At 39.2% G+C, this 23,054-nt stretch carries 24 protein-coding genes; 7 read left to right on the top strand and 17 right to left on the bottom strand.

Annotated elements, in window-relative coordinates; all coding sequences use genetic code 11:
• Positions 1-68: 68 nt before the first annotated feature.
• From tgt to nadB, 11 genes are all read right to left on the bottom strand, one after another.
• On the bottom strand, positions 69-1,208 hold the full coding sequence (gene tgt / locus PQ474_RS13000; protein ID WP_273843898.1) for a tRNA guanosine(34) transglycosylase Tgt: 1,140 nt from the start codon (positions 1,206-1,208) through the stop codon (positions 69-71).
• A 13-nt stretch (positions 1,209-1,221) separates the two neighbouring features.
• A complete protein-coding gene (queA, locus tag PQ474_RS12995) occupies positions 1,222-2,247 on the bottom strand; it encodes a tRNA preQ1(34) S-adenosylmethionine ribosyltransferase-isomerase QueA (protein ID WP_273843896.1) in 1,026 nt (341 codons plus the stop codon).
• A gap of 85 nt (positions 2,248-2,332) precedes the next feature.
• Positions 2,333-2,551: a DUF2905 domain-containing protein gene (locus PQ474_RS12990; protein ID WP_273843894.1), complete on the bottom strand. Its 219-nt coding sequence runs from the start codon at positions 2,549-2,551 to the stop codon at positions 2,333-2,335.
• A complete protein-coding gene (ruvB, locus tag PQ474_RS12985) occupies positions 2,551-3,549 on the bottom strand; it encodes a Holliday junction branch migration DNA helicase RuvB (RefSeq protein ID WP_273843892.1) in 999 nt (332 codons plus the stop codon). The genes PQ474_RS12990 and ruvB overlap by 1 nt, the downstream gene beginning before the upstream one ends.
• Positions 3,550-3,566: 17 nt before the next feature.
• On the bottom strand, positions 3,567-4,172 hold the full coding sequence (gene ruvA, locus PQ474_RS12980) for a Holliday junction branch migration protein RuvA (protein ID WP_273843889.1): 606 nt from the start codon (positions 4,170-4,172) through the stop codon (positions 3,567-3,569).
• Positions 4,173-4,299: 127 nt separating this feature from the next.
• Positions 4,300-4,863, bottom strand: coding sequence for an intercompartmental signaling factor BofC (locus PQ474_RS12975; protein WP_273843888.1), 564 nt, complete (start codon positions 4,861-4,863; stop codon positions 4,300-4,302).
• 195 nt (positions 4,864-5,058) lie between these two features.
• Entirely contained in the window at positions 5,059-6,333 is a 1,275-nt protein-coding gene (locus PQ474_RS12970; protein ID WP_273843885.1) for a YhcN/YlaJ family sporulation lipoprotein, read from the bottom strand.
• Positions 6,334-6,464: 131 nt separating this feature from the next.
• Complete coding sequence (gene safA / locus PQ474_RS12965) at positions 6,465-7,571, bottom strand: SafA/ExsA family spore coat assembly protein (RefSeq protein WP_273843881.1); 1,107 nt, start codon at positions 7,569-7,571, stop codon at positions 6,465-6,467.
• 268 nt (positions 7,572-7,839) lie between these two features.
• Positions 7,840-8,946, bottom strand: coding sequence for a quinolinate synthase NadA (gene nadA, locus PQ474_RS12960; RefSeq protein ID WP_273843877.1), 1,107 nt, complete (start codon positions 8,944-8,946; stop codon positions 7,840-7,842).
• On the bottom strand, positions 8,947-9,789 hold the full coding sequence (nadC, locus tag PQ474_RS12955; RefSeq protein ID WP_273843875.1) for a carboxylating nicotinate-nucleotide diphosphorylase: 843 nt from the start codon (positions 9,787-9,789) through the stop codon (positions 8,947-8,949).
• Positions 9,790-9,800: 11 nt separating this feature from the next.
• Positions 9,801-11,378, bottom strand: coding sequence for an L-aspartate oxidase (gene nadB, locus PQ474_RS12950; protein ID WP_273843873.1), 1,578 nt, complete (start codon positions 11,376-11,378; stop codon positions 9,801-9,803).
• A 125-nt stretch (positions 11,379-11,503) separates the two neighbouring features.
• On the opposite strand from nadB, the gene PQ474_RS12945 reads away from it, so the two are divergent.
• Positions 11,504-12,631: an IscS subfamily cysteine desulfurase gene (locus tag PQ474_RS12945; protein WP_273843871.1), complete on the top strand. Its 1,128-nt coding sequence runs from the start codon at positions 11,504-11,506 to the stop codon at positions 12,629-12,631.
• 5 nt (positions 12,632-12,636) lie between these two features.
• The gene (locus PQ474_RS12940) at positions 12,637-13,173 is read left to right on the top strand and encodes a transcription repressor NadR (protein WP_273843867.1); all 537 of its coding nucleotides are present in this window, start codon (positions 12,637-12,639) and stop codon (positions 13,171-13,173) included.
• Positions 13,174-13,282: 109 nt separating this feature from the next.
• Here PQ474_RS12940 and pheA read toward each other — a convergent pair whose 3' ends face one another.
• From pheA to PQ474_RS12920, 4 genes are all read right to left on the bottom strand, one after another.
• Positions 13,283-14,149: a prephenate dehydratase gene (pheA, locus tag PQ474_RS12935; RefSeq protein WP_273843864.1), complete on the bottom strand. Its 867-nt coding sequence runs from the start codon at positions 14,147-14,149 to the stop codon at positions 13,283-13,285.
• A 14-nt stretch (positions 14,150-14,163) separates the two neighbouring features.
• Positions 14,164-14,610, bottom strand: a complete 447-nt coding sequence (locus PQ474_RS12930; RefSeq protein ID WP_273843862.1) for an ACT domain-containing protein — start codon at positions 14,608-14,610, stop codon at positions 14,164-14,166.
• A 354-nt stretch (positions 14,611-14,964) separates the two neighbouring features.
• The gene (gene obgE / locus PQ474_RS12925) at positions 14,965-16,248 is read right to left on the bottom strand and encodes a GTPase ObgE (RefSeq protein WP_273843861.1); all 1,284 of its coding nucleotides are present in this window, start codon (positions 16,246-16,248) and stop codon (positions 14,965-14,967) included.
• Positions 16,249-16,257: 9 nt separating this feature from the next.
• Complete coding sequence (locus tag PQ474_RS12920) at positions 16,258-16,788, bottom strand: Spo0B C-terminal domain-containing protein (protein WP_273843859.1); 531 nt, start codon at positions 16,786-16,788, stop codon at positions 16,258-16,260.
• 261 nt (positions 16,789-17,049) lie between these two features.
• Here PQ474_RS12920 and PQ474_RS12915 point away from each other — a divergent pair, with 261 nt between their 5' ends.
• From PQ474_RS12915 to PQ474_RS12895, 5 genes are all read left to right on the top strand, one after another.
• Positions 17,050-17,895, top strand: coding sequence for an ABC transporter ATP-binding protein (locus PQ474_RS12915; RefSeq protein ID WP_273843858.1), 846 nt, complete (start codon positions 17,050-17,052; stop codon positions 17,893-17,895).
• Positions 17,828-18,583 (top strand): ABC transporter permease, encoded by a 756-nt coding sequence (locus PQ474_RS12910; RefSeq protein WP_273843855.1) that lies wholly within the window; start codon positions 17,828-17,830, stop codon positions 18,581-18,583. Before PQ474_RS12915 ends, PQ474_RS12910 begins: the two co-directional genes overlap by 68 nt.
• A 140-nt stretch (positions 18,584-18,723) precedes the next feature.
• A complete protein-coding gene (locus tag PQ474_RS12905; RefSeq protein ID WP_273843853.1) occupies positions 18,724-19,734 on the top strand; it encodes an aliphatic sulfonate ABC transporter substrate-binding protein in 1,011 nt (336 codons plus the stop codon).
• Between the two features lie 405 nt (positions 19,735-20,139).
• Entirely contained in the window at positions 20,140-20,274 is a 135-nt protein-coding gene (locus PQ474_RS12900) for a YrzI family small protein (RefSeq protein WP_273843851.1), read from the top strand.
• Between the two features lie 130 nt (positions 20,275-20,404).
• On the top strand, positions 20,405-20,548 hold the full coding sequence (locus PQ474_RS12895) for a YrzI family small protein (RefSeq protein ID WP_273843850.1): 144 nt from the start codon (positions 20,405-20,407) through the stop codon (positions 20,546-20,548).
• Positions 20,549-20,701: 153 nt separating this feature from the next.
• Here PQ474_RS12895 and hemY read toward each other — a convergent pair whose 3' ends face one another.
• Both hemY and hemH read right to left on the bottom strand, forming a co-directional pair.
• Positions 20,702-22,111: a protoporphyrinogen oxidase gene (hemY, locus tag PQ474_RS12890; RefSeq protein ID WP_390187467.1), complete on the bottom strand. Its 1,410-nt coding sequence runs from the start codon at positions 22,109-22,111 to the stop codon at positions 20,702-20,704.
• Positions 22,101-23,048, bottom strand: coding sequence for a ferrochelatase (hemH, locus tag PQ474_RS12885; protein WP_273843848.1), 948 nt, complete (start codon positions 23,046-23,048; stop codon positions 22,101-22,103). The genes hemY and hemH overlap by 11 nt, the downstream gene beginning before the upstream one ends.
• Between the last annotated feature and the right edge of the window lie 6 nt (positions 23,049-23,054).

The following is a 23,054-nucleotide window of genomic DNA, read 5'->3' as shown; positions in this document are numbered from 1 at the left end:
TTTCCCCCCCTTCATTAATTAAACATGTTGAATAGGACAAGCTCAATATACTTTTTGATTCCTTATAGTTAGAAATTTTTCGCATTTGGTTTATTAAAACCATATTGCTCAAAGAACTCTTCTCTAAAATCAAGTAATCGATCTTCTCGTATCGCTTGTCTAACCTGCTCCATTAAGTTTAACAGGAAATAGAGATTATGATAAGAGGTTAGTCTAAATCCGAACGTTTCTTCACATTTTACTAAATGACGAATATAAGCTCTAGAATAATTTTGACAGACATGGCAATCACAATTTTCATCAAGCGGTCTAAAGTCTCGAGCGTATTTCGCATTTCGTACAACAAGTCTTCCTTCGCTTGTCATTAGAGTTCCATTTCTTGCAATTCTAGTTGGTAACACACAATCAAACATATCAATACCGCGAATCGCTCCATCAATTAATGCATCAGGAGATCCAACCCCCATTAAGTATCGAGGTTTATCGGTCGGTAAATGAGGAGTTGTAAACTCAAGGACACGATTCATTACATGCTTTGGCTCCCCTACAGAAAGGCCTCCTACTGCATAACCTGGAAAATCAAGGGAAACCAAATCCTCTGCACTTTTTCTACGTAAGTCCTCGTATTCTCCACCTTGAACAATACCGAATAAACCTTGGTCCTCTGGTCTTGCATGGGCCTTCACGCAGCGCTCAGCCCAACGACTTGTCCTCTCTACTGACTTCTTCATATAATCATATTCAGCTGGATACGGTGGACACTCATCAAATGCCATCATAATATCAGATCCTAATGCATTTTGAATTTCCATTGCTCCTTCTGGACTTAAAAATAACTTATCGCCATTTAGATGATTTCGGAAATGGACACCCTCTTCTTCAATCTTACGCAAGTCACTCAAACTAAAGACCTGAAATCCTCCTGAATCTGTTAGAATCGGACGGTTCCAGTTCATAAATTTGTGTAACCCTCCTGCTTCTTTAATGATATCATGACCAGGTCTTAACCAAAGATGATACGTGTTGCTCAAAATAATTTGCGCGTTCATATCATAAAGATCTTCTGGACTCATTGTTTTTACAGTAGCCAATGTTCCCACAGGCATAAAAATCGGTGTTTCAAAACTCCCATGCGGTGTATGAACCCGTCCAAGCCTGGCTCCTGATTGTTTACATGTCTTAATATGTTCATACGTAATTGCTGCCATGTTCCTTCCTCCTTTAGCGGATAAACATCGCATCTCCAAAACTAAAGAAGCGATATCTCTGTTCAACTGCGTGTTTATAAGCATTGATGACAGGATCCTTACCTGCCACCGCACTAACAAGCATAACTAATGTCGATTTAGGTAAATGAAAATTGGTCAATAAACCATCGAAGCCCTTTACTTCATACCCAGGATAAATAAAGATGGACGTCCAACCAGAAGCCTCTTCATAGTCACCGTGATCTCGAACGATTGTTTCAAGCGTCCGAGCTGAAGTGGTACCAACAGCTATAACTCTTCCTCCATTTTCCTTAACCGATTTTAACAGTCTGGCTGTACCCTCACTCATCTGGTAAAATTCAGCATGCATTTCGTGTTCTTCCACATTTTCAACGCTTACTGGTCTAAACGTCCCTAATCCAACGTGCAAAGTGATAAATGCAAGATGAACTCCTTTTTGCTGAATTTGTTCAAGAAGCTCTGTAGTAAAATGCAATCCGGCCGTTGGCGCAGCTGCTGATCCTCGATTTTTAGCAAAAACGGTTTGATAACGCTCTTGATCAGGAAGCGTTTCCTTTATATAAGGTGGAAGTGGCATTTCTCCTAATTCATCTAAAATTTCATGGAAGATCCCCTCGTATTTCATTTTGAGAAGACGTCCACCATGCCCAGCTTCCCCTGTACATTCCGCAGTAAGCCGACCATCCCCAAAAGAAATAACGGTTCCTTCTTTTACTCGTTTGGCTGGTTTGACAAGCGTCTCCCACTCATCACCCTCTGTTTGTTTCAATAGTAAAACCTCTATACTTGCCCCCGTTTCATTTTTAGTCCCATATAACCTCGCTGGCAATACCCGTGTATCGTTTAACACTAAACAATCGCCAGCATTCAGTTCATCGATAATGGAAACAAAGTCTCGATCTTTTGTTTCTCCTGTTTTTCGATCAAGGACAAGCAAACGAGACGCCGTCCTATCAAGAAGCGGCGTCTGGGCAATTAACTCTTCTGGTAAATGAAAATCAAAGTCTTCTACATTCATATTCTGATTCACCTTTTGCTTTTTTTAATAATCCGTCCATATACATCTTTGTAATCATACCGAATCTCATACTACGTTGCAACACTTAACGAAATCGACCAATGATAAAAAATAATAAAGATAAAACAATACTTATGACGATACTGGTCACAATTGGAAAATAAAATGTTGAATTTTCTCTTTTTATTAAAATGTCACCTGGAAGTTTCCCAAGTGGAATAAATTTTCCGACAACAAGCGAAATCACACCGATAAGAACCAAAAAAATACCGATTGCTATTAAAATTTTGGGAAACGAATTCATTACTTAGGAACCTCCAGATTGAAGTGTTCGTAACAAGCAGGTGTAACGACTCTTCCTCTTGGCGTTCTTTGAATAAACCCGATCTGCAGTAAATAAGGTTCATAAACATCTTCTATCGTGTCAGGTTCTTCCCCAATTGTAGCTGATATTGTGTCTAAACCAACAGGTCCACCACGATATTTTTCAATCATTCCATATAATAATTTATGGTCAATATGATCAAGCCCTAATCTGTCTACCTGTAATTCCTCAAGTGAACTCTGAGCTAATTGCAAAGTGATTCTCCCATTTCCTTTAACTTGAGCAAAATCGCGTACACGCCGAAGTAGACGATTTGCAATTCGTGGGGTTCCTCGGGATCTTCTTGCAATTTCTAAAGACGCTCCCTCTTCGATCTCAGTTTCAAAAACTTCTGCCGTTCTCTTTACTATGATGGCCAATTCTTTTTCTGTATAGTACTCTAAACGAGCTAAAACACCAAAACGATCTCTTAAAGGCGAAGACAACATTCCGGCTCGTGTCGTTGCCCCCACTAACGTAAATGGAGGTAAATCAAGCCGGACAGAACGAGCTGTTGGACCTTTACCTATCACAATATCTAAACAAAAATCCTCCATGGCAGGATAAAGAACTTCTTCAACCATACGATTTAACCGATGTATTTCATCAATAAAAAGGACATCACCCGGCTCAAGTGCCGTTAATATAGCAGCTAAATCGCCAGGGCGTTCAATCGCAGGACCTGATGTCGTACGCATTTGAACCCCCATCTCAGTAGCAATAATACCCGACAACGTCGTTTTCCCAAGACCAGGAGGCCCATAAAAAAGCACGTGATCTAAACATTCTTCACGCATTTTAGCCGCTTCCATAAAAATTTGAAGATTATTCTTAACTTTTTCTTGGCCAATATATTCCTCTAGTTTTTGGGGTCTTATTGATTGATCAAGAACGTTTTCTATACTGTTAGCCTCGGCCGAAATCATTCTTTCTTCCAACGTTATACACCTCCAGACTAAACCTTCAACATCAACTTAAGAGCTTTTTTAATATAACCATCAATTGACATTTCTTCTTCCTCTAAATGAGGACGTACCTTTTTAAGCTCCTTCTCCACATAACCAAGTGCACGCAAAGCCTCAAGCGCTTCTTCTAAAGATTCATTTTCTTTTGACTTTAAAGTTAAGGCAACCGTTTCTTGCTTGAACAAATTAGGAGCAAAATCATCTAGTTTTCCTTTTAAGTCAAGAATAATTTGCCTTGCCGTTTTCTTTCCTACCCCCGGGAATTTCACAAGATAAGTTTCATCTTCCTCTTCTATAGCCTGAACAACATGTTCAGGCTGTCCTGTGGCTAAAATAGCTAACGCTCCTTTAGGTCCAATGCCTGATACATTTAACAATTTCTCAAATAAGGCTCTTTCTTCCTTTGATTTGAAACCAAAAAGTCGAATTAAATCTTCTCTTACATAATGATATGTATAAATGAGCACATCCTGCCCGACATTTGTTTGATACGTATATGGGTTAGGGCAAAAAATTTGATAGGCTAAACCATGGTGATCTACGACAATGTATTGTGTTTCAATATCAACCAATTTGCCACTTATATATTCAATCAACTGCTTACTCCCCTTTATTATGCGAACATTTATTTCTATTTTAGCATAAAAAACGAGAAATCGTCATTTATACAGAAAGAGGTGACTGAACAATTTTGTATTTACAAAATTGTTCAGTCACCTTCGATTACATTTGTTTAGATTTATATTGCCCAAAAACTTGAAGTACTTCTTCGTAATGTTTAAGATCTTGAACTGGGATGCCCCTCATTAGATCTGAATGTTGTTGACTTTTCAATTTAGCAGTATCTAATTGGAAAAAGGATTGAATGACTCTTTCTTTATTTGGTTCGCCTTCATAAATGGAAAGAATACCTTCTTCGGTAATTCCAAAATAACCATTCATTTTTAAAAGAGGGGAAATGTCATCAATTTCCTTTCTAAAAATCATTTCGTTTTCATTCTGGTCGACGAGTACCCAATCTTCATAAAAAGCCCAAAAATCTTCAGTCGACCAAATGGTTTCCTGAACTTTCTCTTGGCTTGTTTCTCCATCTAAATATACACGTTCAAGAATCACATTAATTGTTTGTGGTCCCATTACAGTGACGGTTTTAGACTCTTGACTCTCTTTTTCCTTTTGACTTCCTTCAATTACTGCTGAATTCCAGACCAAAAAACCTGAAATGGCAATGATCACGCAAAGAAAAAAGGAGAATACACTTCGCTGAATTCGTTGAAATTGGTTCATCAGCTTTTCACCACCATCGAATAATTTACAAACTTAACCAAAAGTTACAGAAAAATAACTTCCATCATAGGCTAATGTTGCCCACAAATGGAAGTAACCATTCATTTATTTTTACTTAAATTGACATTTCGATTTTGAACGAATTACGTCTAAAAAAGAGCAGTAGGTTTTAACCCTACTGCTCTTCATTTATTATTAGCGAGAACGTTCAAATGGACGTTGTGCAGCTCGACCTAAATCACCTAGCATTTCTGTAAAGGTTGCGCCAATCTCTTCGAAAGCCGTACCAGTACGTAATCGGTTATCCATCGTTCTAATACGTCCAACTGCATCGTTATCAGTAACAACACGTACATTTTTATTATCAGCTAGACCTTTTGCAGTTCGTTCAACTTCTTTCTTTACATTATCGATATCATCTTTGGCAGTAATACCAATAACAACATCGTTATCATGTACGATAACACGAGCTTCGTCTACACCATCGACATCTTCAATTCGATCTACCATACGTTGAACTGTTTGACCGTCATAATCTTTATGGTAATTTACTGTACCTTGACCTTGGTGAACGCCCGTACGGTTACCAAGCCCCGTTGTTCCACGTCTTGTTTCAGTTCCTCGATCTAGACCCATACCTTGATTTGTTGTGCCTCGTCCCTCCAAGTTCATAGCACCATGACCTTGACGACGGTGTCCTTGAGTAGTCCCTAGAGCTCCAGCTCCTCCACGTGCTCGACCACGTAAAATTCCGTCTTCATCCACCATACCAGGACGGTTTCCACCAGTTAACCCTGCACGTCCTGCCCCTGCATCTGTACCTTGGCGACCGAACATACCTTGTGCACCTTGAGTTCCAAATAAGCCTTGGTTTGTTGTACCCACTGTATCGCGCCCAGTATTGCTATAATGAACACCATCACGATTTCCACGTGTTTGGTAATTGCTCAAATGGGTACGCGCACCTTGACCTCTGCCATCTCTTTCTAAACCGAAGAACCCACCAGCTCGACCTTGACCTACATCTAAACCAGTTGTTCTTCCATATCCTGTAACACCTTGACCAGTATGCCCTGTACCTTGTCCACCAAACAAACCACCTTGGCCAGCGCCAGTTCCTGCGCCACCTTGGCCACCAAATAAGCCGCCACCTAGACCGGTTTGTCCAGTACGACCTTGTCCTTGAGTTGTACCTGTACCAAATCCACCACGCTGACCTAAACCATGTTGACCAGATCTGTCTGTCCCTAACCCAGTGGTCGTACGATTATCACGAGTCATCATGTCTGTTAATGGTCCTTCTCCCTGGTGACGACCTGTAGCGGCCCTACCATCACGCATATCCTGCGCTCTAGCCCCTGTCTGATAATTGTTAGCACCCATATCTGTTGCTTGATTATCTGCGCCACACCCTGCAAGACCACCTAATAGCATAGTTGCAGCCGCGACTGACATAGCGATTTTTTTCATTTTTGAATTCCCCCTTTCACCACTTATCATGGCTTCATCAATGGTTCTTTACACTGTTAGTTCTTGGTTTTGATTCCATAACAAAAGAACCATCTATGTTAGATGGCTCTTCGGTAACACTTTATCTTGAATTAATCATCATAATCATCTGATTCATGATAGCCTTGCATGAAAAATGGATCCTGAGCCGACATCATTTGACCATTTGGTCCATATGTTACCTGATGAGAAGGTCCGCAACAATCATTTGTCTGTCCAGGAAATTGTGGTTGCGACTGATGAGGCATCGCTTGTTGCATCGGCATTTGACTTGTTGGAAAGTATGGCATTTGTTGCTGTGCTTGGTAAGGTGGTTGCATCATTGGTTGCTGCTGTTGTGGATAGAAAGGCATCTGTGACTGGTCTGGCTGATAACTTGGCTGTTGCTGTGGAAAATGTGGCATTGGCTCTTGATATGGTTGAAAAGATGGTTGCATTGGTTGTTGATAAAATGCTTGTTGTGGTGTTGGTCCACACCCAGGCATTAATGGACTTATTGGTTTTAAATGATCAGGCGGACAAATTGGCGGTTGCATTTGCGGTTGCATTTGCGGTTGCATTTGCGGTTGCATTTGCGGCGGCATTTGCGGTTGCATTTGCGGTTGCATTTGCGGCGGCATTTGCGGCGGCATTTGCGGCGGCATTTGCATTGGTGGTTGCATCATTGGTTTCATTTGCGGCATTGGTTGTTTGGGCGCATAGTGTTTAGGTGCATACGTTTCCTTTTTGATAGGCTTAACTTCTGTTTTAGGTTTAACCATTTCCTTTTTCGGTTCAACCTTCTTGGACACAGGTGGTTTTTGAACGGTCGGCATTTTTGGTTTTGGTTTCGCCTGTTGTTGAGGTGCATAAAAGTTTACATTTGTCTGATAGGTATTCACGTCAATTTTCTTTTTAGTTGGTTGCATCATTTGTTGTGGCATAACTGGCATTTCCATATGTGGTATTTGCGGCATTTCCATTTTCGGCTCTTCTTTTACTTGCGGCGCTATTTGAACTTCTTTCTTCGGTTGTTCTTTAACTTGTGCTTCTTTCTTAACTGGCACACTTCCTGTTGGCACTTTAATTTTCATTCCAGGCATTATCATATCTGGATTCGACAGTTGAGTATTGGCTGCCTTCAACTGCTCAAAATCGACTCCATATTTTTGTGCTAATTTCCAAAGAGTATCACCTTTTTGTACAATATGAATTTTCACGTTTACATCCCCTCCTCAAACCGTTCTTTACATCCTATGTGGCTGTAGGCGAATTGACACGCAACTTTACCTAATTAAAGTTAATTAAAATCAAGGAAAGACTAATAATTCAAGGGTCTCAGCACAGCTTATGTCGGAAAAAATAGGTTTATGCCTAATCAGAATAAAAAAGGCCAAAGAAAAAGGATTCTTACCTTTCTTTGGCCTCGAAAGTAAACATGTATATGACTCCCGTTTTACCTTCTTGCATATTTTGTTCTGTTTACACTCAAGAAGGACGATCAAGCATCCTCTTTAGTGCCAAATTCCCTTCTAAAGTTGTTGTTTCATCAACTGTAATTGGATAATGAAGATTTCCAACCATTAACTCTTCTAAAGACCAAAGAAGATGATCTAGATCAATCCTATTCATTGTTAGACAAGGACACATGGTCGGATTTAAAGAAAAGATTTTTTTATCAGGATGTTGTTGCGCTAAGCGGTTAACTAGATTCATTTCCGTCCCAACAGCCCACGAAGTACCAGGTGCCGCTTTTCGGATCGTTTCAATAATATAATGAGTTGATCCATTCATATCGGAAGCTTGCACAACTTCAAATGTACATTCAGGATGAACAATGACCGTTGTTTCTGGTGATGTAAGCCTTAATTCTTCAATTTGGGCAACTGTAAATTTCTCATGGACAGAACAATGCCCTTTCCATAAGATCACCTTCACATTTTCGATTGGACCTTCACAAACAAGTTCATGCTTAATTGGATCCCAAATAGCCATTTCATGCAATTCTATCCCAAGATCGTAAGCAGTATTCCTGCCCAAATGCTGATCAGGGAGAAATAACAATCTTTGTTTTTGAGTAAATGCCCATTCAACCATCGCTTTTGCATTCGACGATGTGACGGTTGCTCCACCATTTCTTCCGCAAAATGCCTTGATCGCAGCTGTACTATTCACATATGTTAACGGCAAAATAGTGTCCCCGTAGACTTTTTGTAATTCAATCCATGCTTTCTCCGTTTGAGCGATGTCTGCCATATCAGCCATAGAACAGCCAGCTTTAAGATCTGGTAAAATAACGTGTTGATTATTAGCTGTTAACATATCAGCCGTCTCTGCCATAAAATGAACGCCACAAAAGACGATATATTCAGCGTCTCTATTTGCTTTTGAAAGTTGCGCCAACTGAAGAGAATCTCCTGTAGCATCAGCAAATTCAATGACTTCATTTCGTTGATAGTGATGACCGGGAATAAATAACCGATTGCCTAAAATACGCTTTATTTCATAGATCCGTTCACGTTTTTCATCATTTGACATTTCTCTATACATTTCAGGTAATCGATCAAGTGTAGCTACTTTTTCTAGAAAATTCATTTAATATGCCTCCCCTTCTAATAAGAAACTCAAGTCGATGGATTTGACAGAATGTGTTAAGCAACCTAAAGAAATATAATGAACACCACAACCATTAAAAGAAGGTAGAGATTCCAGGTTAATTCCCCCCGAGGCTTCAGTCGTAATTCCACTTGGTACCAGTTTTACATATTCTTTAATTTTTTCTGGAGTTGCGTTATCAAACATGATCACATCGACCTTAGCTTCTATTGCTTCAAGTACTTCTCGTTCATTTGTTGTTTCCACTTCAACTTTTACCATATGGCCAATTTTTTCTCGTACTGCATTTACAGCTTTTTGTATTCCTCCCGCAGCAACTAGATGGTTCTCTTTTAAAAGTACTGCATCACTTAGATTTCTACGATGGTTGAAACCACCACCACAACATACCGCATATTTCTCAAGCATTCTTAGTCCGGGCGTGGTCTTTCTTGTATCACAAATACGTATGCTCTTGTCCTCTAATGCACTTATGGCTTTCGTGGTCATGGTTGCGATACCAGACATACGTTGCAAAAGGTTTAATAAAACTCTTTCACCCGCCAAAAGTTGGATCACATTTCCTTCCATACTGGCTATGACGTCACCCTTTCGAAATAGTTCTCCATCGGCAATATGACACGTTACCGTAATGGTCGGATCTAATATGTGATAGCCTACAGACAAGAGAGCCATCCCTGCCATGACACCATCTTCTTTAGCTTTGATATAGGCTTTTCCTTTTGCATTAGATGCAATAGAAGATTCCGCTGTAATATCTACTTCACCTAGATCCTCAATAAAAAAATGCTCAATCTGGTTTCTTAACATTAATTTATTCACTCTCTCTCCCCCTACAAGCTTGTGCTTACGATTTTCGTTTGTTTCCTTTTAGTCACAGTCGTCAAACCGTCTTTTTTAGAAATAAGCAAATAACGCCCCATCCACTTATTGTCGTCCCGCTCTGGATTATCGGTACGATAATGTCCTCCTCGGCTCTCTGTTCTAAAAAGAGCAGCCTCTGTTATCAATGAGGCGATCACTATCATATTTTTACGCTCTACCAAGTCACTGTTATCACTGTTATAGATGCTGCTAGCCTTTTCTACAAATGGTTTTAGCCATTTTTTCATCTGTTGCAACCCTTCATTGTTCCGCTCTATTCCAACTAAATGGGTCATCTGTATTTGAATTTCTTCTTTACTAGGCAAATCCCCACTTGGATCTTCATTTTCATTCATTCTCACTAATAATAGATTAGGTGCATACGTGGTTTGAGAATGTGACAAAATATGTGTAACCATTTGTTCAGCAAAAACCATTCCCTCTAATAATGAATTGCTAGCCAACCTATTAGCCCCATGAACTCCAGTACAAGCTACTTCACCTACAGCGAATAATCCATCTACTGATGTGCGCCCAACTGTATCTGTTTGAACTCCCCCACTTATAAAGTGTGCTCCCGGAGCTACCGGTAGGAGAACGTCTTTCGGATTAATCCGCAATGCCCTACACCGTCCTGCGAGTCCTGGAAACCTTTTGGAAAAATGATTAATATCTCTACAATCCAGATATATTTTCCTCCCGCTTCTTAAAGCTCTGTGAATCTCTCTACTAACTACATCTCTAGGAGCTAATTCTTTAGCTGGATGTTTCTCCATTAATCGATTCCCTTTTTCATCAATTAATTTTGCTCCTTCGCCTCGAACAGCCTCACTAATTAATTCAAAAGCATCGGATCCTCTATCCGCTAACAAGGTTGGGTGGAATTGGATAAATTCCATATCTCTAAGAACCGCTCCTGCGCGATACGCTAATGCAAAGCCATCTCCAGTCGCTTCTTTCACATTTGAAGTGTGCTTATACAGTTGCCCTAAACCACCGGTAGCTAGAACGACCGTTGTTGCATATATCATTTCTTTATTCGTTTTCACACCTATTACGCGTCCATTATTTAAGATGAGCTCGTATACGTGTGTATGATCAAGAATCGTTATTCTATCTTTAACAGCATTTAATAAAGCTTTTGTAAAAGCCTCACCCGTCTTATCTCCGTTAACATGAACGATACGCCTTTCTTGATGAGCTCCTTCCATTCCCAGAAGAAGACTACCATCACTTTTCCTGTCAAACGGAACCCCTAATTCTATTAACTTCTTCACCATTTCAGGTGCTCGTTTTACAAGGATTTCGACATGATTATAATTATGATGGTCTTGCCCTGCTTTGATCGTATCCATCAAATGCTTCTGCCAATGATCTTGGGGGCCAATCGCAGCTGCCATCCCCCCTTGCGCCCAGCTTGAATTACTTGTTTCCGCATTAGACTTTGTGATAATCATCACATTTAAATGATCAGCTAATAAATGGGCTGTCATAAGGCCAGCAATACCGCTACCAATGACGATAACATCTACTGTTTTATCAGCCATTTTCATTCCCCCATGTAATTTACAGTTGTCTTGTCACCTATCTTTACATAAAATAAGAATTGTGACAAGCGGTTTTTAACATTTAATTAAGGAATTAATTGGATCGATAAAGGAGGGATAATGAGATGATTTATCTTGACTATAGTGCTACCACACCTATGTCTTCATATGCTTTAGAAACATACAATCAAGTTGCTACTGATTTCTTTGCGAACAGTCGTAGTTTGCATAGGGAAGGGCTTGAAAGTGATGACGTGTTATCCTTAAGTAGGCGAACGATTGCCGAATTATTATCTGTAAGACAAAATGAGATTTATTTTACTGGTTCTGGTTCAGAGGCCACCTTTCTTGCATTATCGGGATTAGCCTTTGCTAATCAGCATAAAGGTAAAACCATTATAACAACTGCTGGTGAACATCACTCTGTTCATCAAACCATGTCGTATTTAAAAGACCATGGCTTTCACATCATTCATGTACCTGTTAATGAATATGGACAAGTTTCGACTGATTCATTACGTTCAGTTCTCTCAGAAGATACCATTTTAGTGTCGATCGCTCATGCTAATAGTGAGATTGGAACGGTTCAGGATTTAGTATCTTTAGGTGAATTATTACAAGAAAATGGTATACTTTTTCATAGCGATTGTGTTCAGACTTTTGGTAAACTTCCTATTCCAACACACTTATTAACAAGCGCTAGTTTTTCTGCACATAAGTGCTATGGCCCTAAAGGTGTTGGTGCAGCTTATCTAAATAGCGACACCCATTGGGAACCCTTCTTTCAAGGCACAACTCATGAATTTGGCTTTAGAGCAGGTACTGTTGATGTCCCTGCTATCGCAGCGTTTGCAGCAGCCATTGATGAATATTCCCCATTGGTTGCAGAGGATATGAAACGTCTTACCCATTACAGACAATTAGTCTTAGACGCGTTTCAAGGAGAGAATCGAATTTATTTTGAGGGGCACCCTACGAACCGATTGCCTTTTCACATTAGTATGAGGATGAAAGGAATTGAAGGGCAATTAGTAATGCTAGAATGTAGTCGCAAAGGATTTGCTATATCAACAGGATCTGCTTGCCGTGTAGGTGACAGCCATCCATCTAATACCATGATGAGCCTAGGACGCAGCATAGAAGAAGCACATGAATTAGTAAGAATAACATTCGGACGCTGGACAACAGAGGAAGAAGTTTATAAACTTATCAACAATCTAAAGCAATTATTGATCGAAATTAAAGGGGTATGATGTAGGTGGCACAAGGAAAAAAAATTCTCGGAGATGAGCGAAGAGACTTATTGATTAAATGGCTTTCGAGTAGCGAACAACCGCTAACTGGAGGAGAATTAGCGAAAAGAACAAACGTAAGTCGGCAAGTTATTGTTCAGGATATCTCGATTCTAAAAGCAAAAAAGTACCCTATTATCGCAACAGCACAAGGATATATTTTAGTTCAAACTCGTCCTACACAAAGGGTCAGCAGAATCATAGCTTGCAAACATTCCCCCAAAGAGACAAAGGAAGAATTATTTATTTTAGTTGATCATGGAGTTACTGTAAAACAAGTCATTGTCGAGCATGCAATCTATGGAGAAATTACCGCATCCCTCATGCTTACGACTCGCCAAGACGTTGAAAACTTTTGCTCGAATATTGAAAAAACCCAATCTGCTCTACTGTCAGAGCTAACAAATGGCGTTCATCTACACGTCATTGAAGCAGAGAACAACGATCAACTCGAAAAGGTTGTTCAAGTACTAGATGATAAAGGCTTCATATTGAATGACTAAGACAAAACCCCTTACCTGTTTTTAGGCAAGGGGTTCATTTAATGAGAGAGCCGTTCTTTGATTACCACCCAACTTCACCTACTAAGCAAGGGCTGCTCCCTCTTATAAATCATCTCATCTTTGCTTCATTTTTAACTAGAGTGTAGCATGGATAACTTCCAAGAATATCCACTCCACAACCAAGCGCTTGTAATTCTGAAACAACTCCCGGTATTAATACATCATCCATTAATCCTTCTACATCAATAATAAAGAAATAATTCCCAAGTCCCGTTTTAGTTGGTCTTGATTCAATTTTGGTTAGGTTTAATTTTCTCCAAGCAAAAGCAGAAAGGACTTGATGTAAAGCTCCTGAGAAATCAGACGGCAACGTAACCATTAGCATTGTTTTATCCTCTGTATGCAAAGGTCCTGAAAAACGGATGGCTTCCGCATTCTTACTTAACACAACAAAACTTGTTCGATTGTTAGGAAAATCATGAATATTTGAATGAGCTATATGCAAATCGTATGCTTTGGCCGCTCCTTCATTAGCAATGGCTGCAATGCCTAATTCAGGGTGCTCTTTAACAAACTGAGCAGCTGCACCTGTAGAATTCATGTACTCCCATTCTGCATTGGGATATTGTTTTTGCAAAAATTCATGACATTGTGCAATCGCATGTGGGTGCGAGACTATTTTGTTAATCTCTTTTGTCCCCTTATTAGGGTTGATTAGCAAATGTTGTTCAATTGCAACTGTTATACCTCCTACGATAGGTAAACGTTGCTTATGAATTAAATAATCAAGTGTTAAATTTACTGACCCTTCTATGGCATTCTCAATCGGGACTACAGCAAAATCCACTTCACTGGCTTCAACAGCATCCATACAGGTTGGAATGGTACGAAACGGGATTAACTCTCCCTGTTCAAACATCCCCCTTGCCGCTACTTCTGTAAATGTTCCTCTTGGTCCTAAATAAGCAATTTTCATTCTGTGACTCCCTCCTAAGAACCAGTACCTACTAGTTCTACCTTCTTCACGGATTCCAAACTTTCTAGCCAATCCATTAATTCATCTAACTCTAATTTCATCGGCGTGGTATCAATTGATAATGTCATATGCGCTCTTCCTTGCAAAGGAATTGTTTGATTAATCGTCAGCACATTGGCACCGGTTTCAGCGATTTTACCAAGCAATTGTGAAAGAGAACCAGAACGATCAACTAAGATAATGGAAAGTGTAATAATTTTTTCTCTAACCATTGTATTAAAAGGAAATATTCCATCCTTGTATTTATAAAAAGCACTGCGACTAAGTCCTACCTGATTTACGGCTTCATTTATCTTTTTTACTTTGCCTGATTGAAGGAGCTCTTTTGCAGCTAGCGTTTTTTCCATTGCATCTGTTAGCATATCCTCACGTACTAAATAAAATGATTTTCTTGTTGTCATACTTTATTCACCTACTTTCAAGATGCACTATCACCCTATTATAAAATTGACAAAACTTTTTGACAACAAGTCTTTTCAAAAAATGTCTATTATCAACGAAAAACTGTCCCTACTGGAGGGACAGTTTTTCGACTATTTATGTTTCATTCGAGTCAAAACTTCTGTTAGTTTAACAGGAAAACCGCCCTGTTGAAACCATTCATTTTTTATGGTCATACATGAGTTTGCATTGGCTCCGCACGCTGCGCGCTCTTTCTGAGAAGAACACTCAGAAAAAGTTTAAAACATTGCAGCGGCTTCGCTCCATGCGTCGGTACTGTTCCAACAGGGAAAACTGCCCTGTTGAAACAGTACCTAGTCAATAAATTCAAATTCGAATTTCATGATGCGAACTAGGTCGCCGTCTTTGGCTCCTCTTTCTCTAAGGGCGTCATCTATTCCCATTCCGCGCATTTGTCTAGCAAAACGTCGAATTGATTCATCATGAGAAAAGTCAGTCATTTTAAATAATTTTTCTAATCCTGCTCCTGATAATACAAAAGTTCCGTCATCATCTCTAGTAATTACGAATGGCTTTTCTTCTTTTTCATGACGGTAAATAACACGTGTTGAATCGTCTGTTTCCTCATGAAGCGGGAATTCAGGTGTTTCTTCAATTTTATTAGCAATGGTTAAAAGTAAGTCACGTAGACCCTGCTTTGTAATGGCTGAGATTGGGAAGATTGGATAATCATCCTCAAACTTTTCCTTAAAGGCTTCAAGGTTGGCCTCAGATTCAGGCATGTCCATCTTGTTAGCCACAATAACTTGAGGTCTCTCTAACAGACGCATATTATATTGTTTTAGTTCATCATTAATTAAGAGGTAATCTTCATAAGGATCTCGTCCTTCTAGAGCAGACATATCTATTACGTGGACAATGACTCTTGTACGCTCAATATGTCGTAGGAATTGGTGACCAAGGCCAACTCCTTCATGTGCCCCTTCTATTAGACCTGGTAGATCTGCCATGACAAAACTACGGTTATCTTCTGTTTCAACTACACCAAGATTTGGGGTAATTGTCGTGAAGTGATAATCGGCAATTTTCGGCTTTGCTGCAGATACGACAGATAAAAGCGTTGACTTTCCTACACTCGGAAATCCCACTAGCCCAACATCAGCTAACACTTTCAACTCGAGAATAACGTCTCGTTCTTGCCCTGGCTCACCATTCTCAGCTATTTCAGGAGCTGGATTAACCGGTGTAGCAAAACGAGTATTCCCTCGACCCCCGCGTCCCCCTTTCGCAATAACCGCTCGTTGACCATGTTCAGTTAAATCGGCTATTACTTGTCCCGTTTCATCATCAACAACTGTCGTTCCAGGTGGAACTTTTACAATCATATCTTCTGAATTTTTTCCGTGTTGGTTCTTTGGACGTCCATGTTCTCCGCGAGGGGCCTTAAAGTGACGCTTATAACGAAAGTCCATAAGTGTACGCAGACCTTCCTCTACTTCAAAAACAACACTCGCTCCTCGTCCACCATCTCCACCAGCAGGTCCACCATCGGGTACATATTTTTCTCTGCGGAAGGAAACTTGTCCATTACCACCGTCTCCACCTTTTACATATATCTTTACCTTATCTACAAACATCTCTTCACCTCAACTTCTCGTAAAACTTGCTGTTAACACACATTCGTGCTCATTCATTTCCACAAGCTTTACGTTTGACTCCCATTTTTTTAAAAATGATGGCCAATCTTCTTTCTTTTGTAATTTTCCTTGAAAATCAAATGTCAACTCACATTTATGCTCCGTAAATAAAAACGTTATGAGTAAGTTATTTTCTGTATCTATCGTGCACTCATTTGTTAGTTTCTCCGTAATTTCTTCACATAATCGCAAAAGATGCACTTCATTTTTTTCTAATGAAAATACTTCTCCAGCTACATCTATTTCTAGTTTCATTTTGCTGCTGAACCAATTATACGTTAATAGAAAATACACAACACTTGTTGCTTGTATTTCTGATATTTTACTTTCGCAAATCGATTGTTGCGTCACCTGTTCAATAATTTCTTCGATGCGATCATAACGTTTAAGTGCTAAGTTTCCTTTTATTAACTGCATAACGTTCAACCAATCATGACGCGTCTGCCTAAGCGCTTTTAATACATCTAATTGGTTAGTCATCTCAGTTCTCTCCTTGTCCTTCCCGAAAATATAGAGCTCGCTCATCTTATTTACATGGATTATCTTACCACAAAGTTAGAGTCAGAAACCATGTTAAGCGAAATACACTCATAAATGTACACTTTTTTTGATTCAAGAGAAATCTTGAACATTTGTCTAAGTATTGACAGATAATCTTCTACTACATATACTAAGTAAAGTTAAAACCAACTAAAATGATGTGAATTATAAATTTACTATATATTCATAAGGAGGATGAAAATGGCAGAAGTCAACATAAACCATGTCGGTAAGACGTTTGAGAATAAGACAGAACAGACGACCTACACTGTATTTGAAGATATTGACTTACATGTGAAATCTGGTGAATTTGTCTCTTTGCTCGGACCCTCTGGTTGTGGAAAATCAACGTTACTAAATATAATTGCTGGTCTTGATCAAGCAAGTTCTGGAACTGTGTTAGTAGGCTCTAAAGAAGTGAAAGGCCCAGGAGTTGACCGAGGTGTTGTGTTTCAAGAGGCCGCTTTAATGCCTTGGATGACAGTCCTTGATAATGTCATGTTTGGCATAAAAAAGCGTTATAGCAAAGAAGAAGCACGAAATAAAGCTATTGAATATCTGAAACTAGTGCATCTTAGCAAATTCATAGATTCCTATCCACACGAACTTTCAGGTGGAATGAAACAGCGTGTATCCATTGCACGAGCACTAGCTATGGATCCGGAAGTTCTTTTAATGGATGAGCCATTCGGAGCACTAGATGAACAAACGCGTTCCATGCTCCATAAAGAAGTCCAATATATTTGGGAACAAACGGGAAAAACCATTATTTTCGTTACTCATAACATCCGTGAATCCATTTTGCTGTCAGATCGTATTGTTTTAATGGGTGTAAGACCAGGTGGAATCATAAATATCTTTGATGTCCCCCTTCCAAGACCAAGAAAACCTTCTGACGAAGCATTTGCGCGTATTGAGGAAAATATTAGTAAACAACTTGCTGGAGAAATTGAAAAAGTCATGAAGGAGGAAATGGGTGATGATTACCATAGTCAGAAGGCTACTCTTCTTTACAGCTCTCATCGCGATATGGGAGATCATATATAGGCTTGATGCCTTTGGTACAAGAATGTTTCCGTCTCCTCTCCTCTCTTTCGTGGAGCTTTATAAGGGATTTTTTGAGACAGGAATTTTAACTGTCGCTCTTACGACAAGTTTAGGCCGTATTGGTCTCGGGTTTGCTTTAGCTGTCATCATCGGTTCCCTTCTTGGAATTATTTTAGCTACTTCTAAACTTGCCGATGAAACGTTAGGTTCGCTTGTTGTGGCGTTACAATCTGTACCAAGTATTGTCTGGTTACCACTCGCACTTGTCATGTTTCAAGGCGGAACAACAGCTATTCTTTTTGTTATCGTTTTAGGTGGAACTTGGCCAATGACAATGAATGTCAGAATGGGAATCAAAAATGTGCAGCCTTTATTAATTCGAGCTGCGAGAACTATGGGATATAAAGGCACTGAGTTAATATGGCGTGTCATGATCCCAGCCTCCATTCCCTCAGCATTAACAGGGGTTCGATTATCATGGGCTTTCGGTTGGCGTGCTCTTATGGCTGCTGAATTACTCGGACGTGGCGGACTTGGTAGAACACTGCTTGACGCCAGAGACTTCTTTAATATGGAACTCGTTATTGCCATTATGATTATTATTGCCGTCATTGGGTTAATTGTTGAGTATTGTATTTTTAATCCAATCGAACGCAAAGTTCTAACTCGCTGGGGATACGCGAAATAAAGAAAAGCCCGTTTTTTACCTTTTTCTTTATTTTAAGCAATGTGCAAAGACGCTGCCATCTTCGAATATACAAAGGTTTTTCTTTAAGGATTAGCTTATGTTCTAACCATTACACAAAGATAAAAAAGGGAGAGAATAATATGAAAAAATGGTTTAAAGCAACAGGAATCGCTTTAGTAATTGGAGCATTAGCAGCTTGTGGTGCAGGAAATACAAGCGGCACATCAGAGACAGAGAGTGATGTCCGAATTGGTTACTTTCCAAATCTTGATCATGCTGCTGCTATTGTTGGAAAAGAAAAAGGTTATTTTGAAGATGAACTAGGTGAAAGAGGAGCAGAGTATACTCACTTCCCTAATGGAAATGACTTCATTGAAGCACTTGAAACTGGAAATCTTGATATCGGTTATGTCGGACCAGGTCCAGCTATTAACTATTTCTTAACCGGTGGAGATATTGTTGTACTTGGTGCTGCTGCTAATGGAGCTACATTGATCGTGGCTAGAGACGGATCTGGAATTGAAACTCTTGAAGATTTTGGTGGGAAGTCATTCTGTACTCCTGGTAATGGATGCACACATAACGTTCAGCTTGAAATGATGCTAAAAGAAATTGGCCTAGAATCCAACCGTGTTGGTGGTACAGTAGAGCATCAATCTCGCATTGCACCAGCAAATATGGTGGCGATGTTTGAACAAGGACAAATTGATGCTGCAGCTGCTCCAGAACCTTGGGGAACTTACCTTGTTGAAGAGTTAAATGCACATGTAGTAGCGGAATGGGATAATGTCTTTTTAGGAGAAACTCTACCAAGTGTAGTCGTAGTAACATCAAAGAGATTCCTAGAAGAAAACCCAGAGGCAGTTGATGCTGTCTTACGCGGACATCAAAAAGCAGTAGAGTTCACTCAAGAAAATACAGAAGAAACACTTACAACGATTAACGATCATTTGTTCGACTTAACTCAAAATCGTTTACCTGAAACAGTCCTTGAAAAGGCTTGGAATCGTATGGCTGTTACAACGGAAACACATGCAGACGCTTTACAAGCATGGGCTGATGCTTCTTACGAATTAAAGTTTATGGATAAAGAACCTAATCTAGATGGTTTTGTTGATACTTCTCGTCTAGATGCTATCTTAAATGAATAGAAATGAAGAACCTGCTCGAATTCCGGTGAATTCGAGCAGGTTTTGTCTACTGTCAATACTTTTATATAATTAGGCAATAAAAATTCAAATTTATAGTTTACAAAATCGCATAGTTTGGATATAATTCCTTATGAAAGCAAAATTTGAGAGCAAAGGAGGTTGAACAAGATGATTAAAGGAATTTCGAAATTAAACACAATTTCATATATCATACGTTCATACCCTGCTAGCCTCAATCGATTTAGCTTTTGATATCCATTTATCAGAATAGCAAAGCGCAGGCGAACGTTTCCCCTGTGGTTTATTATACTTTTATCACAGGAGCGTTTTCCTGTGTTTTTTTTGTCTATTTCGACTGGTAAATAATGGATGTAATTCAAATTTATTAAAAAGGTGGTGATTACTATGACATTTACTTTTTTACTGTTTACCATATCAATAAAAAAACGCAAATATACTGGTGAAGACTTAGAACGCTTAGTACGACAACAGAAATTAGCTGAATATCAGGATCAACAAATTCATAAATTAATGCGTTAATTTAAATAAAAAAATAAAAGGAGGTAATGAAAATGATTTTTCTTAAAGGATTAATGTTACAAGGTTGGTATGAGCAGGTGAAAGGCCTCACCTGACTATTTAAGAGTTTCTTTGGGAGGGCTATAAAGCTATGACATTTCATTTTATCTTATTTACGATTACAATTAAGAAAAAAACGTATACAGGTGAAGAATTACAACGTATAGTCGAGCAACAAAATTATCAAGCAGAGCGTCAAGAAAAATTAGATCATCTGCGATATTGGAATCGTTAATCAAGTCAGACGAATAGCCTGTAGGCTATTCGTCTTTATGTTTGAATACGTTGAGTTTCATATGGAATTTGCCACTATTAATTACAAAAGAGGATAACTCTAGAGCCTCCTTCTAAAACTTGGAATAAAGCTTCATTATCCTCTTTCATTTGATTATCTTTTTAAAATCTGATCTACTACAGCTTCACCTTGGTCAATACAATCTGGTAATCCAATCCCTTCGTATCCTCCACCAGCTAAATACAAGCCTGATACATTTCGAGCCATATCTTCTTTTATCTTGCTCATTTTAAAAGTGTGACCGACATTGTATTGAGGCATGGCTTCTTTCCAGCGTGACACAATGAAAAATTCTGGCTGTTTCTCAATTTTCATTATTTGTTTGAGATCATAAAGAACAGCACTTAAAATTTCCTCATCTGACCGTGAAACAATCGCAGAATCACCCGCTCTTCCAACATAGGTACGAAGCAAAGCATACCCTTCAGGCGTTGAATGTTCCCATTTCTTATGAGTCCAAGTACAAGCTGTAATGGCATGGTTACTTTTCTTAGACACAACGAATCCTGTTCCCTCAAAAGGAATCGTAATGTCTTCTTCTTTAAACGCCATTGCAATTGTCGCTACAGTTGTTGCCTCCATTTGATCTAGATAATCAAAATAAGGGTAATCAGCTAATAGTTTTGCCGAAACTTTTGGTGGGGTTGTAACAATGACTTCATCGTAATGTTTAATATCCCCATTTTCAAATACTATATGGAATTGACCATCTTGCTTATATATCTTTTCTATATCACTGTTCTTATGAATCGAGTTCCTATCTAATTTAGATTCTATTGCTTCGACAAACGATTCTAAGCCGTTCCTGAAAGTTAGAAACATCCCCTTAGCTTTCTTTGGTGTTTCTACTTTTGGTGAAGTTTTCTTAGGCTTAGAAAATTTCATACCTCGAATTAAACTACCATGCTTTTGTTCAACCTGCTGAAACTGTGGAAAAGTTGCTTTTAAACTAAGCTTATCGAGATTTCCAGCATAAATCCCTGATAGAAGAGGTTCAATCAGATGATCCACCACTTCATTTCCAAGTCTCCGTCTGAAAAAGTGTCCTAAAGAAATATCTTCGTCTTTTGCCGTTATTCGCGGATAGAAAAAATCACCAGCTGCACGTAATTTGCCAATAGGCGAAAGCAAACGAGTATTAACAAATGGCTTTATTTCAGTAGGAATTCCCATAATCGCTCCACCAGGAATCGGATATAACTGATCTCCTTTTAGAACATATGCCTGTCCAGTATCATTAAAGAGCAAGTCATCTTCTAAGCCAACTTCCTTTGCAAGTCGAGTCATACTTTCCTTCCGGGCAAGGTAAGAGTCTGGTCCGCGTTCTATGACAAATCCATTTTCCCGTTTCGTTTCAATTTTCCCACCTAAGCGATTTGTTTTTTCATATAAATCATAGGCAATGGCCAATCCTTTTTCTTTAGCTTTTTCTAGTTTATGTGCTGCTGCAAGTCCTGTCATTCCACCACCGATTATAGCAACCCGTCTTCCCTCATCCCTCACTAGATTCACCATTCTCTGCAAGTTTTTTCTTCACGACTGTTGCTAGACACTCAAGGAATTCAGGCTTTGCATTTGGCATTTCTGGACGATAGTAGTCAATGCCCAGTTCATCTGTAACGGCTTTGCATTCAAAATCATTATCATAAAGAACTTCTAAATGGTCAGCTACAAACCCTACTGGACAATAAACCATTGACGTATAACCATGCTTCTCATGAAGATCTCTTGTTAAATCCTGGACATCCGGTCCAAGCCACGGATCAGGAGTATTCCCCTCACTTTGCCAACCAATTGTATAATGTTTAATTCCAGCTTCAGCAGCAATCAGATCAGCGGTTTCCTGTAATTGCTGTGGATATGGGTCTTTCATTTGGGTAATTTTCTCAGGAAGACTGTGAGCAGAAAAAATAACACAGGCTTTCTCTTTATCTTCAATCTTCTCCATTGTATTCTTGACTTGTTTAACCCAATAATTAATAAATAGGGGCTCATCATACCAACTATCTATACTATAAATCGTTGGACCTGAGATATTTTCAGACTCCGCCTGTGCTCTTCCATTATAAGATTTCACACTATAGGTAGAGAAGTGAGGTGCTAAGACGAGGCTTACAGCTTCCTCGATTTCATCTTCTTTCATTTGTTTTACAGCATCTTCAATAAATGGATCAATATGCTTCAATCCAAGATAAGATTTAAATTCAATATCATTAAAATCTTTATTCAATTGATCTTGAAGACCATAAGCTTGATCCTCCGTAATTTTAGCTAAAGGGCTAATTCCTCCTATAGCCTCGTAACGCTCTGTCAACTCTTCTAGCGCTTCTTCCGAAGGCTTTCTGCCTCTTCTGATATGAGTATAATAAGGTTCAATTTCTTCTTTTTTTCTTGGCGTTCCGTAAGCCATGACAAGTAGTCCTATTTTTTTCTTAGTCATTTCAGA

This window comes from Halalkalibacter alkalisediminis, assembly GCF_028610705.1.
Classification (GTDB): Bacteria; Bacillota; Bacilli; order Bacillales; family Bacillaceae_D; genus Halalkalibacter; species Halalkalibacter alkalisediminis.
The sequence above is the reverse complement of the archived record's forward strand: the minus strand, read 5'-3'. Positions and strand labels throughout refer to the sequence as shown.